Annotated in this window: 17 protein-coding genes; 11 read left to right on the top strand and 6 right to left on the bottom strand. The window is 68.1% G+C overall.

From position 1 onward, the window contains the following. Positions 1-73 precede the first annotated feature (73 nt). Positions 74-502, bottom strand: a complete 429-nt coding sequence (locus tag OG747_RS19885; RefSeq protein ID WP_405880672.1) for a sensor histidine kinase — start codon at positions 500-502, stop codon at positions 74-76. A 30-nt stretch (positions 503-532) separates the two neighbouring features. On the opposite strand from OG747_RS19885, the gene OG747_RS19880 reads away from it, so the two are divergent. The 5 genes from OG747_RS19880 (at position 533) to OG747_RS19860 (ending at position 4,323) form a co-directional block, all read left to right on the top strand. After that, positions 533-1,024 (top strand): DUF1259 domain-containing protein, encoded by a 492-nt coding sequence (locus tag OG747_RS19880; RefSeq protein ID WP_405880671.1) that lies wholly within the window; start codon positions 533-535, stop codon positions 1,022-1,024. A 20-nt stretch (positions 1,025-1,044) separates the two neighbouring features. Beyond that, positions 1,045-1,728 (top strand): ATP-binding cassette domain-containing protein, encoded by a 684-nt coding sequence (locus OG747_RS19875; protein WP_405880670.1) that lies wholly within the window; start codon positions 1,045-1,047, stop codon positions 1,726-1,728. Next, complete coding sequence (locus OG747_RS19870) at positions 1,725-2,516, top strand: ABC transporter permease (RefSeq protein ID WP_405880668.1); 792 nt, start codon at positions 1,725-1,727, stop codon at positions 2,514-2,516. The genes OG747_RS19875 and OG747_RS19870 overlap by 4 nt, the downstream gene beginning before the upstream one ends. Beyond that, positions 2,513-3,418, top strand: coding sequence for a YncE family protein (locus OG747_RS19865; protein WP_405880667.1), 906 nt, complete (start codon positions 2,513-2,515; stop codon positions 3,416-3,418). The genes OG747_RS19870 and OG747_RS19865 overlap by 4 nt, the downstream gene beginning before the upstream one ends. Before the next feature lie 410 nt (positions 3,419-3,828). Next, positions 3,829-4,323, top strand: a complete 495-nt coding sequence (locus tag OG747_RS19860) for a hypothetical protein (protein WP_405880666.1) — start codon at positions 3,829-3,831, stop codon at positions 4,321-4,323. Here OG747_RS19860 and OG747_RS19855 read toward each other — a convergent pair. Continuing rightward, entirely contained in the window at positions 4,239-4,712 is a 474-nt protein-coding gene (locus tag OG747_RS19855; RefSeq protein ID WP_405880665.1) for a hypothetical protein, read from the bottom strand. The two genes, OG747_RS19860 and OG747_RS19855, sit on opposite strands and share 85 nt — an antisense overlap. 337 nt (positions 4,713-5,049) lie before the next feature. Beyond that, complete coding sequence (locus OG747_RS19850; RefSeq protein ID WP_405880664.1) at positions 5,050-5,571, bottom strand: hypothetical protein; 522 nt, start codon at positions 5,569-5,571, stop codon at positions 5,050-5,052. A 316-nt stretch (positions 5,572-5,887) separates the two neighbouring features. Here OG747_RS19850 and OG747_RS19845 point away from each other — a divergent pair, with 316 nt between their 5' ends. Beyond that, positions 5,888-6,142, top strand: a complete 255-nt coding sequence (locus tag OG747_RS19845) for a hypothetical protein (protein WP_405880663.1) — start codon at positions 5,888-5,890, stop codon at positions 6,140-6,142. Between the two features lie 306 nt (positions 6,143-6,448). After that, positions 6,449-6,904: a tyrosine-type recombinase/integrase gene (locus OG747_RS19840; RefSeq protein WP_405880662.1), complete on the top strand. Its 456-nt coding sequence runs from the start codon at positions 6,449-6,451 to the stop codon at positions 6,902-6,904. 278 nt (positions 6,905-7,182) lie between these two features. On the opposite strand, the gene OG747_RS19835 is transcribed toward OG747_RS19840, so the two are convergent. Further along, positions 7,183-7,530 (bottom strand): hypothetical protein, encoded by a 348-nt coding sequence (locus tag OG747_RS19835; RefSeq protein WP_405880661.1) that lies wholly within the window; start codon positions 7,528-7,530, stop codon positions 7,183-7,185. A gap of 662 nt (positions 7,531-8,192) precedes the next feature. Between OG747_RS19835 and OG747_RS19830 the strand changes: the two genes are divergently transcribed. Together OG747_RS19830 and OG747_RS19825 are read left to right on the top strand one after the other, a co-directional pair. Continuing rightward, the gene (locus OG747_RS19830; RefSeq protein WP_405880660.1) at positions 8,193-9,284 is read left to right on the top strand and encodes a hypothetical protein; all 1,092 of its coding nucleotides are present in this window, start codon (positions 8,193-8,195) and stop codon (positions 9,282-9,284) included. A 27-nt stretch (positions 9,285-9,311) separates the two neighbouring features. After that, positions 9,312-9,854, top strand: coding sequence for a hypothetical protein (locus tag OG747_RS19825; RefSeq protein WP_405880659.1), 543 nt, complete (start codon positions 9,312-9,314; stop codon positions 9,852-9,854). 478 nt (positions 9,855-10,332) lie between these two features. Here OG747_RS19825 and OG747_RS19820 read toward each other — a convergent pair whose 3' ends face one another. After that, positions 10,333-10,731: a hypothetical protein gene (locus OG747_RS19820; protein WP_405880658.1), complete on the bottom strand. Its 399-nt coding sequence runs from the start codon at positions 10,729-10,731 to the stop codon at positions 10,333-10,335. A gap of 325 nt (positions 10,732-11,056) precedes the next feature. Beyond that, on the bottom strand, positions 11,057-11,242 hold the full coding sequence (locus OG747_RS19815; protein WP_212726939.1) for a hypothetical protein: 186 nt from the start codon (positions 11,240-11,242) through the stop codon (positions 11,057-11,059). A gap of 646 nt (positions 11,243-11,888) precedes the next feature. Here OG747_RS19815 and OG747_RS19810 point away from each other — a divergent pair. Both OG747_RS19810 and OG747_RS19805 read left to right on the top strand, forming a co-directional pair. Then, positions 11,889-12,098, top strand: a complete 210-nt coding sequence (locus OG747_RS19810) for a hypothetical protein (RefSeq protein WP_405880657.1) — start codon at positions 11,889-11,891, stop codon at positions 12,096-12,098. 22 nt (positions 12,099-12,120) lie between these two features. Further along, positions 12,121-12,717 (top strand): DUF2637 domain-containing protein, encoded by a 597-nt coding sequence (locus OG747_RS19805; protein WP_405880656.1) that lies wholly within the window; start codon positions 12,121-12,123, stop codon positions 12,715-12,717. Positions 12,718-12,721 lie beyond the last annotated feature (4 nt).

The following is a 12,721-nucleotide window of genomic DNA, read 5'->3' as shown; positions in this document are numbered from 1 at the left end:
TGCGGAGCGCGGATCATTCGGGCTCCTGAGGTTCCCAGCGGTATGTTGTAACCATGGTTGCATCCAATCATGGTTACAACAACGTGGAGGGGAGTGTGATCCACGCGGTGGCGCCTCCGTCGGGATGGTTGGTGGCGCCGTAATCGCCACCGCAGGAGCGGACGATGGCGGCGGTGATGGCCAGGCCGAGCCCGGCGCCGGTGGTGGCGCGGGCCCGGTCGGCCTGGGTGAACCGGTCGAAGGCGTGCGGCAGGAAGTCGGGTGGGAAGCCGGGGCCGTGGTCGCGGACCTGGATGCGAATCTGCCCACCCTGCGGCGGGCGGGCGGTCACCTCGACGGGGCCCAGGGCGTGCTGCTGGGCGTTGTGGATCAGGTTCGTCACCGCGCGTTCCAGCCGGTCCTGGGGGATGGCGGCCGTCAGGCCGGTGGGCAGTCGACGATGACCGGCCGGTCGGCCGCACCGTTGCGCAGGCGGGTCGGCAACTTCCAGCCGCTCGGTCATAAGAAAGCCGCAATCAACGGCGACTTCGTCATGACCGCACCCGAGGTGCAGAGGGTCATCCAGGCGCTGCGCAAGGGCAACATCGACATCGTCGAGCTCCACAACCACGCTCTCAACGACCAACCCCGCCTGTTCTGCATGCACTTCTGGGCCACCGCCGACGGCGTCACCCTCGCCACGGCCCTGCGCCCGCCCTGGACGCCACCAACCTCGTCCCGCCCACCACCTGACGCACCCACCGATCCCATCGAGCGGGAGGGGGGAGGCACCGTGCTCACCTACGGACATCTGCTGTACGGCGCCACGCTGACCGCCATCGCCGAGGCCGCTCTGATGCTGCTGGTGCCGCGCCGGCGTCGTCCCGGGCTGATCGCGACCACGGCGGCCATCGGCTTCCTGGCACCGTTCGGCCGGCAGGTCGTCCTGAAGGTCACCGGCCGATGCGTGACCAGCCCGCCCGGAGGGTGGGTGCTGACATCACTCGCCATTCAGTGCAACCATGGTTGCACTGAACTATTGTGACGAGGGAGGTCGGCTCTGTCGTGGACGCAAGCGCCCCCGTGTTCGCCTTGGAGCAGGTCACGGTGCGACGGGGCGCCGCGACCCTGCTCGAAGCGGTCACCTGCCGCATCCCTGCCTCGGCCTGCACCGCGCTGGTCGGGCCGAGCGGTGCGGGCAAGACCACCCTGCTGCGGCTCCTCAACCGTCTGGAAGAACCCGTGAGCGGAACCGTGACGTTCCAGGGCCGCCTGCTCCCCGACTGGGACGTCCTCACGCTGCGCCGCCGGGTCACCCTCGTCGGCCAGCAGCCCGTACTGCTCACCGACACCGTCCTGGACGACCTGCGCGTCGGCCGACGCGATCTGGACGAACCGCGAGCAGCGGCACTGCTTGAACGCGTCCACCTGTCCGCCGCGTACCTCCACCGTGCGACCGCGGGCCTGTCGGGCGGTGAAGCCCAACGTGTGTGCCTGGCGCGGGCGCTCGCCGTCAGTCCCCAGGCACTGCTGCTGGACGAGCCCACCTCCGCCCTCGACGCGGTCGGCGCCGCCACCGTCGAACGCGTCGTACGGGAGCTGGCCGTCGACGGCCTGACCGTCGTCCTGGTCAGCCACAACACCGCGCAGGCCCGCCGCGTGAGTGACCAGGTCCTCGTCCTCGACGGCGGGCGACTCGTCGAACAGGGCCACGCACACCACGTCGGCTACCTCAAGGAGGGCGCATGAACCCCGCCGTCCCCACCTGGGCAGGCGTGGCCGCCTCCGCCGCGCTCGTCGTGCTCGCTGCCGCCGTCGCCTGGCGCGGACGCCTGCACCTGACCCGCGACATCGCCGTCGCGGGCGTCCGCGCGGGGCTGCAGCTGGCCGCCGTCGGCGCCATCCTGCTGCTGGTCTTCCGCCACACCGGACTGGCCGGAGCCATCGGCTGGCTCGCGATCATGGTGCTTATCGCCGGCCGGGTCGGCGCCCGCCGCGCCGCCGGTCTGCCCCGGGCCCTGGCCACGGCCACCGCCGCGGTCGCCGTCGGCACCGCCGCGACCCTCGGCACCCTCCTCGCCCTGGGCGTGATCGCCACCCAGGCCCGGGTGGTGATCCCCGTCGGCGGCATGGTCGTCTCCGGCGCCATGCAGGCCACCTCCCTGGCGCTGACCCGGCTGCGCGACGAGGCCCGTACCGCTCGTCCCGCCATCGAGGCCCGTCTCAGCCTCGGCCTCGCGGCGGCGGACGCGTTCGCCCCGCACCAGCGCACCATCGTGCGCACCGCGCTGATCCCCGCGATCGACTCCACCAAGACCGTCGGCATCATCAGCCTGCCCGGCGCGATGACCGGCCTCATCCTCGCCGGAGTCGACCCGCTCACCGCCATCCGCTACCAGATCGTCGTGATGTACATGCTGCTTGCCGCAGCCGCCCTGGCCGCCGTGACCGCCGCCCGCCTCGCCGAACGCGCCCTGTTCGACGACGCCCATCGCCTCCGCCCGCTGACTGCCGAACCCCAGGAGGCCCGCCGATGACCCCCCTCCCACGACGCCGGGTCTTTCTCGCCTTGGCTGTCGCCCTGCTTCTTGCCGCGGCCGGGGTGGTGGCCGGCGTGCTGCTGACCCGGACCTCCGAGCCGCCCCGCCGCGCCCTCCCCCTGCAGCGCGTCGGCGAACTGGCCCTGCCCGGCGACAGCTCCCGTTTCGACTACGCCAGCCTCGACCCCGGCCGCGGCCTGCTCTTCATCGCCCACCTCGGCGCGAGCGAAGTCATCGAGGTCGACGTACACAGCAACCATGTCGTGCGCACCATCACCGGCCTGCCGGACGTCCACGGCGTCCTGGTCGTCCCCGCCCTGCACCGCGTGTACGCGACCGCGACGGGCGCCGACGAGATGGCCACCCTGGACGAGAACACCGGCGCCGTCCTGCACCGCACTCCCACCGGCGCGTACCCGGACGGCCTCGCCTACGACCCGGTACGCGGCACGGTGTGGACGACCAACGAATCCGGCGGCTCGGAAACCGTCATCGACGCCGCCACCGGCACCGTGCGCGGCACGGTCGACCTCGGTGGCGACGCGGGCAACGTCGCCTACGACCCCGTGGGCGGCGGGCAGATCCTCGTCGACGTCCAGAGCCGCAACCAACTGGCGGTCATCGACCCCGTCACGTTGGCCATCACGCGCCGGATCCCGCTGCCCGGCTGCGACCACGACCACGGCCTGGCCCTCGCCCCCGACGACCGGCTCGCCTTCGTCGCCTGCGACGGCAACGCCCGCCTGCTCACCGTGGACCTCACCACCCGTCGGATCACCGGTACCGACGAGGTCGGCTCCGACCCCGACGTCCTCGCTTACACTCCGCCGCGCATCGCCTCTACGTCGCCGCGGAATCCGGCTGGCTCACCGTCCTGGACAACCACGACCACCGCCTGACGGTCTCCGGCCGTGCCCACCTCGCCGACGGCGCCCACGTCGTCGCCGTCGACCCCACGACCCACCGCAGCTACTACCCGGTCCCCCACGGCAGCGGCGGCCACCCGGCCCTCCTCACTTACCGGCCCGTACCCTGACGGCGCGACCGGGGCGACCTCCTGGACGGGCTCGTGACCGACGCGGGCTTCGAAGTGCGGGGGAGCGGCGACGTACGACCGTGGCTGACCTATGTGCAGGCCGTACGCCCCATGCCGAAGGCGGAATGACAGGGCGCTGTGTCTGCTGCGTGGCGCGTGCGAATCCACAGGTGACTCCGCTGTCGGGCACAGGTGGCATCTCTAGGCTCCGCCTGCGGTCCGTGTGTTGCGGGTGCGCTTGGGGATGTCGGAGGCAGGCGGGGAAACGAGGGCGTGGAGAACCAGGGGTACGCGGAGAGTCGGCGAAGCCTGGCCGACGGGGCGTGGCTGGTCGCGCGCGCCCTCGTGACCGTGGTGGTGGGTGGCGTCACGCTGATCACGATGGGCGTCGCCGCCACCATGGTCGGCCCGATCCTCGCGATCCAGGTCTACACCCCGGCGGTGGCCGCCTGGTGGGCGGTGTTCACGGCCGTGGTCGTGCAGGGTGTTCCGTTCCTGCTGCTGGTCCTGAGCGGTGTCGCGGTTCTGCGGATCTCGCTGTTCAGCGATCTGTATCTGCGGTACATGCAGGCAGGGCTGCGGCCCTACCTGATCGTCTCTGGGGTGTTGCTGCTCGCCGTGGGGATCGCCGGTGCCGCCCTCACCAAGTGGTGGGCCCCGGACGCGCACGAGCACGACAGCGGTCACGATGATGGGCGGGTCATGGCGACTTCGACCCTTGTGTCCCGCCTGCGCCGGTCCGGCAGCGTGCCGTCCACGGTGCGGTAGACGCCGCCGTACATCTGCGAGACCTTGAGCCAATCGCGCTGGCCCGACGCGGTGTCGAAGGTGAACAGCACGTACTCGGCCTTGGCCGTCTTGCACACGCCCTGGCGGTAGTCGAGGGCCTTTCCGGCGACCTCGGGTTCCGCGCAGCCGACCGCCTCGGCCAGCTGTTCCAGGCTCGCCGGCTTCGCGCTCGACGCCGGGCTCGCACTTGGCCCCACCGGCGTCGTGCTCGGACCGGTCGTGGCGGACTTCCGCTCCCGCTCCTCCCGCTCGTCGGCCGAGGCGTCGCTGCATCCGGTGAGGAGGAGCGTCACGGTGGCAGCCAGGGCGGGGGCAGTGACGAGGCTGCGGACGCGGGGACTCAGTTCCCCGCTGGATCTGGCACGCATCTGGCACGTCTGCGTTGGTGCTGGCTGCCACCACAAGGCCGTTGTCAGTGGCGGGTGTTAGCTTCCGGACCAGGGATGAGCCGGTTCAGTGTTCTCGCTGAGGAACACGGCGGCTAAGGGGGGTGGCCGGATAGGGGTCCCCGGATCCGCTGGATCCCGGGACGCCGAATGGCTCCGCACCCACCCCCCTCACCACCTTCTGATCCGTAGCTCTAGAGAGATCGGTCAACGGAGGTCGTAGCGATTGCCGTGACGTCGATCAGAGTTGCTGCCAATCATGGTTGGTTGCTGTACTTCGCTGCTGTACTTCGCTGCTGTATCGGGCAGAGCAAGTGGCCTACCGCGGCCGGTATTCCGTGGTTACCGGGATAGCTCCCAGCAGTTGGTATCCACACGTCTTCGCTCCCGCCAGGAGGGTGCCGTCGTAGAACCCAGGCGTCGCGCCGGAGGGGTAGTCGACGGTCATCTCCAATGTGTGACTGGTGGATCCGGGAAGGTTCCCGAGGACAGCGTCACCGCCAAGCCACTGGGCGGTGGACGACTTGGTCGCCGCGTGCCAGGTCATGATCAAGTGATGCCACGACCCACCGTTGAACTTCCACCAGACGATGGGCGCCGCACCTTTGTGGTTGCTGGGAGACACCATCTCGTAATCGAAGAACACGCCCGACAGCGGTGCCGATTTGGCGTTGCGCACGGTGGTGTACGTGACCAGGTTCTGCCCTGCCCTCGTGGAAATCGGTTCGTTAGACAGGTTGCCCGAACCGGTGATCTCGCCATACGCGCAGGTCGGCTTGGAACTGACGGAAGCCGCCGTTGCTGCCTGAACTGTGCCGGGAGGCATGGTCAGCACGCTCACCCCTGCGGCCAAGGCTGCGAGTCCCCACCTGAAAATCCTCATGAACCCCTCCGCTTCACGCCGTGCCATCACGAGCGCGAGCAGATCGTACGACCATCAACAACTATGGCTCCAGTAAGAAACCTGATCGATCCCACGGCTCAGGGCACACGGCTCCGGAGGCCCCTTGGGTGTTCGGTGTCCCTGCAGGTCAGGGGCCCGTGGCTGGGACTTCATGGCGTGTGCTGTCCACAGATGGTCCACGGACTACCAGGAACGTCGCCAGAGGGTCGCACGCAGGGGTACGCAGCGAGCAGAGCGCGCATATGATCGCGCGGTGATCGTAGGGGTGATCGTCTTCGCAGTTGTGGGCATTGGCTTAGCTGTTGCCCAGGCCATCAAGCGACAGTGGCCCCAAGCCTTTGGCGCGCTTTTGGTGACGGTCGGCGTGGAGATGGGCTATGCCTCGATGGCCTTCCACCGGCCTTGGCTCTCCATCGTTGCCACCGTCCTCCTGGTGGCGGGTGCTGTCCTTGTACGGCGACTCAAGCGGCGAGAGCTGCGCAGGGCCGAGAGGCAGCAGCCGAGCTGATCCCTGCTTTACAAGTTCCCCCCAACAGTCCAACGACCAGGGGTGCAGCCGTCCGGCCTGGCCTGCGAGGTACGCGGCTGGTTCTCCCGATACGGCAATGTGCACCGGTGTTGCCGTCAAGGACTACCGTCACGTCACGGGGCTCGGAGCTGCGGTTTCGTCCACGAGCCGATGGTCCGCCGGCCGTGCGGAGCGCTGAGCGATCCAGCCAGAGACCCGCGGGCGCCGCTCATGGCGTTCACTCCACCCGCCCGGCATCAAGGCCAAGGGCCCGGTATACAGCGAGCGCGGCCGCCTTGAGAGCAGGTGGGCCCAGTCGATTTTCGGTCACGAACGCTTCGACTTGATGGCTTGGACTCGATGACCTATCCGCCACCGCATGTCTCTCACCTCGGGCTATGCAAGGCATTGAATAGATGTTCGACATCCGGCCACATCAAGGCGGCCGGCCGAGTCTTCACGACCCGGAGTGGCGAGCCGCTCGACGCCGCCAACGTCCGACGTGACTTCAAGGCCATCGTGAAGAAGGCAGGACTGGAGCCGGAGTGGACGCCGCGGGAGCTCCGGCACAGCTTCGTGTCCCTGCTCTCTGATCATGGGATCCCGTTGGAGCGGATCGCGCTCCTGGTCGGTCACAGCAGCCAGGCGACGACGGAAGCGGTCTACCGGAAGCAGCTCCGTCCCGTGATCACAGAGGGGGCTGAGGCCATGGACGAGATCTTCGCCGATGACGATGAGGGGGTGGACGCGGTCGGGGCTTGATCGAAAGCCTTTGGCCCCCTGTTTGGCCCCCCAATGGCGACAGGGGCCACATACGGATATCCGTATATGGCCCCTGACCAGTGTCGGGGTGGCGGGATTTGAACCCACGACCTCTTCGTCCCGAAGCAACTTGGGTGTGGACGCTGCCTTGGGCTGGCTTGCCTCTCACCTGCGCTGATGGTCCGCAGGCGTCCGTGCTCGTCCGCCGCTGTCCGTCGGCGTTGTCACGCAGTTAGACACTCAGGCAGAGCGACGGTTCTCCGTCCTTACCTCGACGGTCAACTCCACTCGACGGCCTGGGTCATCCAAGCGAAGGCGTCTGTTGTTCGAGTAGCCAGTGATCCGGCACGCCAACAGTCAGTGATGTCGGTCCAGTCGTGGAGGTAGGCGCTGCGCGCTCCGTGCTCGGATGCTTGGTCGTAGAAGAGGCTGAACCTGTAGACCTTGCCGTCATCGGAGATGACTTGGCCATCCTCGTGATCGGGGCCCTCCTGCAAAAGGTCGACGACAACCGTCCGATTCGGATCGAGCCCCTGAACCTTCAGAAGCACCCGCAACCGGCTCCATAGGTCGTAGTCGCTGGTCCGCAGAAGATCGGTGTACTGAACGACGATGCTTGACACCATGAACCTCATGATCGGCCTTGCATCCGGTAATGGGAAGCAGGGGGCATCGGCGTAGTGGACACTGCCGGTGACCGGGCTGGCGCTTCGTCTTCGCACGGGCAAGGCGACACTCGCTTTAGGAGTTCGATCTCTTCCCGGTGTGGCCGGGGTCTACCTTGCGCACCGATGCCACGCGTGACTGCCGATTGTCGCCGCCGTCCGTGGTCGTTGATGTCAGCGTTGGATGTCAGCGGAGCATTCAACGCTGTGGCTCACGTTGAGCGCCACAGCGAGCTCTCGCATGAGAACGACCTGGACGCCATGGGTCGCGTCTGCTCGGCTGTCTGGGTGATGATGTACGGGATAGGAGCGCCCTGCGCACGCCACTACGGACCCGCAGTCGCGAACTGTGCGCCCCCTCCATCCCGGTGCCGGCCGATCTCCCGCCGGAGACTTGGCCTTGACCGTGACCCGCTATGCGGTGATCGACTGATGGCCATGACCGCTTCCAGCCAGATGTTTGGCGTGCGCTGATCTTCGGCGATCGGAGTCATGTGCAACGTGGCGGCCGGGTCGGTAGCCAACCGGAAAGCCCCGCCGTTGCGGGCCGATAACTGTGTTGCTAGAGCGGGGGAGTTGATGTCTAGTGACCTCGCACATCATCATCTAAATAGGAGAAAAGAGTGATCAGACTCAGACGCCTGCTGGCGTCGATGACCGCCGCCGGAATCGCGTGCATGCTGAGCGCGGCTCCCGGGGCTGCGGTGGCACAGCACCACGCGGCGGCGCCGGGTGCCGCGTCGGCGATGGGCGTTTCGGCACTGTCGTTCAGCGCCAAGTCGGTCGATGCCACCTCAGGATCGGCCACCATCGAACTGAACTGGACGATGATGTCGTCCAATCCGAACGCCCTCGGCTTCGGGGGCGACATTCACATACGCCGGATGAATCCGAAGACCGGCGCCTACATTGGCACCGAACTCGCCGCCAACTTCGACTCCCAAGGCTCACTGTCCGGCGACGTCACCGTCAAGCCCGGCGCCACCCCCGCCTCGACCACGTACACATGGACCGTCCCCGTCCCGCAGTACGGAGCCACGACGAAGACGACCTGGGCGGTCTCGGAGATCCAGGGTGGTGACGGCGCTGGCGACAAGATCGACTGGACCGCGCCCCAACTCTCCGCGCTCCCACGCTCCTTCACCGCCCGGACCACCGTGGACCAGGGCTACCCGAGCCTCGACCAGATCGCCCTGGCGCAGGGTATGCAGGCCACCGTCTACGAAGCCCCCGGCCAAGGTGCTGCGCTGCGGTACCAGCTCGACAGCCAGGAGAACAAGTCCGGCGTGTACGGCGGAACGGTTGTGGTCACCGGTTCGGGTGGCCGCACGGCCCGCGGATCGTTCGCCATCGTCCGGGACGCGAGCGAGGGCTACCAGGGCTGCGGCAACATCGACTGGATGCAGCGGCAGGTACTCGACTGCGCCGTGACCGTGTCGCTGCCGGTCGGTTTGTCGGAGGGCGATTGGAAGGTCACCGAGGTGGACCTGACCAGCAATGCCGGAGTCACCCACGCCTACACCGGGCTGTCCGAAGCCCCGGTGCACGTGACCTCTGACAGCGTGCTGTCCGCGACCGGCTTCGCGTTCACCCCGAGCCAAATCGACAGCTGGCACTCGCCCGTCCCGACCGTACAGCTCTCCCTGCGGGCTTCTGGCGCCGTGGGCGGGGTCAGCTCCGTACAGCTGACGAACTGGGGAAACAACGCCACCTAGTGCCAGCAGCTGTCCACCACCCCGACCGTGCAGGCGGACGGTACGGTCACCGTGCCGGTAGGCGGGCTGCGGGGCCAGTTCAGCTGTCAGCTCACCGGTTTGATCATCACCGACGGTCACGGCGACCAGGCCGTCTACGGTTCATCGCTGGGCGCCCCGGACATTGATGCGACACTGACCAACATCCCTGACACCGTGTTGCCCACGGTGGACGCGGTCACAGTCACCCCGGGTACGGTCGCGGCCAACGACACCCAGACATGGATCAAGCTGACGATCGACCTGTCCGCCTCCACAGCCGGGGTGAACGGCCTCGACCTGTATCTGGTCGACGCCTCCGGGCACGTCGATTCGATTCAGTCCGGTGGTGTGTCCACCACCTTCTCAGGTCCGTTGGACGAGTACTTCACGCTGCCGCAGGGCACCGCACCCGGCACGTACACCATCGGTTTCACGCTCCAGGACCAGGGCTACAAGACCGTGAGCTACGGCCTGCCGGGCAGCGGCAGCCAGCCGATGCCCGGCGGACCGGTCACCCTTAGAGTCACCGACCCGGCAACCGCCAGGTGACCATTCGGGACAGGCTCCGCGGCTTCACCTGTTCCGTCACGTCAGCGTGAGGGACAGGAGGGGCGATCCTGAGCAATCACGCAACAAAGTCCCGAAGTCCGCTGAGTCGCAGCAGTTCACAGCGCAGATCCGTCAGTGCATGACGGGCGACCGTGACCGTGCGATCGCTGGTCGGCTGGGGGCTGCGATCCGCGAGGGCGGGGGAGGCTTGGACTGAGGGGGCCGACTCGGGAGGAAACCCTTCCTGAGTCGGCCCTTCCTGCTATGCCCCCTGCAGGATTCGAACCTGCGACACCCGCTTTAGGAGCGTGGTGAGGCGAGTTGAGGTCTGACCTGCGGGATGCCGACTTCGGCGTCTGCTGGATGTGGCCCCCGTCAGCAGCCGCTGCTCCCCGTGAGTCCCCGTCCGTTCTGGCGCGGTTGTGGCACGGGGAACTTCTAGGGGTCACCCGTCCCTGAGGCTTCGTTCAACGTGTGATCAGACCACCAGCGCCGAGTGCAGCGCGTCGAATATCTCACGAAGTTCCCAAGTGGCGATTGGATCGATCTCCATCTGCAAGTGACACGCGTGGTCGTCGCCGTTCGGGGTCAGGCGCACGAAGAAGGCGAAACCGTCCCCGACGGGCTCCGCGTTCAACCTCAGCGGATTGTTGCGGCCGGGAGTCACCGCCGCCGAAAAGCGTCCACCCGACGGCGCGCGCAGGTGAAAGAGCATCCGCGCTGCGAAGTCCGCAGCCTCCGCAGCGCTGAGATCCGCGGTGAAGTCAGCTGTCAGGCAGGAGTCCCAATCTGCGGTGACCTGCCAGCTGTCCTCAGCGGTCCGAGTCAGTTCCAGCCACACGTTATCGCTGCCGAGACGTATCCGCGGCTGTTCCATCGTCGCCCTCCGACATCCGTGCCTGAGCTCTAGATCCCATGGGGCGGATCTTCGCCATCGAGGTCGTCGCAGCTCATCCACCCTCCCAGCAGCCAGGCGAACCTTCATGTTCAGAGCGCTAGGGACACCCTTACGGGTCGGCCCGCAGGATTTGAACCTACGGCCTCATCCTTATCAGGTCGATCACGGGGGTCTGCCAGCGTCGGCCAACCGCCCCTGCGCCTCGCCCGATCGTTCACCGGGGTCCGGCCTCGACCGCTGCTGTCCGTGCTTGTTGGTGTCAGCCGCTGGTGTCATCCCCTGCACGCGGTCTTGACGAGGGCGGTCACCCAAGAACGATCATTCCGGTCAGCGTGATGATGATTCCTGGGACTGCCCAACGCCAATCGGTGGTGCCCGGACTACGTCCGTTCTTCCAGACGCCGTTCTCCTTGTCCCATACCGCTCGGCGGGACATGTACATGAGTCCGAGGCCGACGAAGAACGTGATCCAACCCAGGGCAGCCCGCATGGCGTCTTCCTCCCCATCGGAGACCGCAGTGTAGCGAGCTGGGCAACCGTGACCCACCCACCTCAACCCACCACTCTCCCCAGCTCCCATCCCGTCTGCCGTCGGCCCACACACCGTGGAGCGGGCGTGGCTCCTGGCGTCCAGGTGGAGCGCGCCACTGTACGAACGACCTGGACGCCAGGAGCCGCGTCTGCTCGGCTCTGCCTGGGCTGATGGCAGGCGGGATGGGAGCTCCGCGCGCACGCCACTATTCGGCCGGCACTCGCGAACGGCGCCCCCTCCATCTCGGAGCCTGAGCGGCCCCGCCGGAGGCACGTTCTGACCGTGCCCGCTCTCTGCGGTGCTCGACTCATGGCCTCCGGGCCCTATCCACACGTGGGCGCGCGTCGGCGCAGCGTGCGCGGAGCGGGCCGAAGGCAGGAGCGCAGCGCGCAGCTGAGCCGGGAAGCGCGCCCGGCGGAGCGGAGCGCAGCCGGGGCTTGAACCCTTCCGGCCCGCAATGCCGCTCGGGCCGACCGATGCCCCGGTACCGCTGCTCAAGCCAGTCCCGCTCGCCGAGTAGCCGCTCACCACGCTCCAACGGCCGGCACGTCCGTCCCGTGCCAAGTCCCTACCCCCGCCATGCCCAAAACCCGAGGGAGCCACCTTGTCCCGCCCGTCCATTTCCGAAATCTCGGCGCTGATCGCCGACCTGGCCGACCACCGCAAGTTCGGAGTCGGCGACTACCACGAACTCATGAGTCGCAAGGCGGACCTGCTGGAACGCATCGCCGCCGACCAGCCCGGCAACACCGAAGCGGCCGAGGTCGCCGCCGCTGCCCGCGCACGGGCCGATGAGCTCAAGTCCACCGACTGACCACACCGGAGGGAATCGAACCATGCGCGCCCACGTGGCCCGCGTCGATGCGGCGCTCGTTCAGGCAGTCATCGCCGCCGCGCTGTCCTTCGCCCACCTGCACGACCTGGCCTCGGCCGCCGGACAGCACGGGTGGAAGGCGTGGGCGTATCCGGTCTCCGTCGACCTGCTGTTGGTGGCGGCCTGGCGGAGGCTCCGCTCCGGCGGGGCGAAAGCGGCCGGGTGGTCCTGGTTCTTCGTCGCGCTGACCGCCTCACTCGGCGCCAACGTCGCCACCGCCGGCCTGCTCGACCTGGGTGCCGTACCCGCATGGCTCCGCATCCTGGTCGCCGGTTGGCCCGCGGTGGCCTTCCTCGGAGGCACCCTGCTCGCCCACACCGCACACGACGCGACCGGCGAACCCGCACCCGTCATCCCCGAGCCGACCGGCCCCGAGCCCGAACCGCGACCGGCCATCGCCCCTTCCCCGGTGCCGGTCCCGGCCGCCCTCGTCGACCATGCCCGAAAGGTCGCCGCCGAGCACCGCACGCGGACCGGAGCGGACATCGACACCCCGACCCTCCGCGCACGGCTCGGTGTCCCGGCACCGCTGGCCGAAGCCATCGCCGCACAGCTCTGAAAGG

Origin of the sequence: Streptomyces sp. NBC_01384, from assembly GCF_045040035.1 — a bacterium.
Classification (GTDB): domain Bacteria; phylum Actinomycetota; class Actinomycetes; order Streptomycetales; family Streptomycetaceae; genus Streptomyces.
This window is presented reverse-complemented; position numbering and strand designations above follow the sequence as displayed.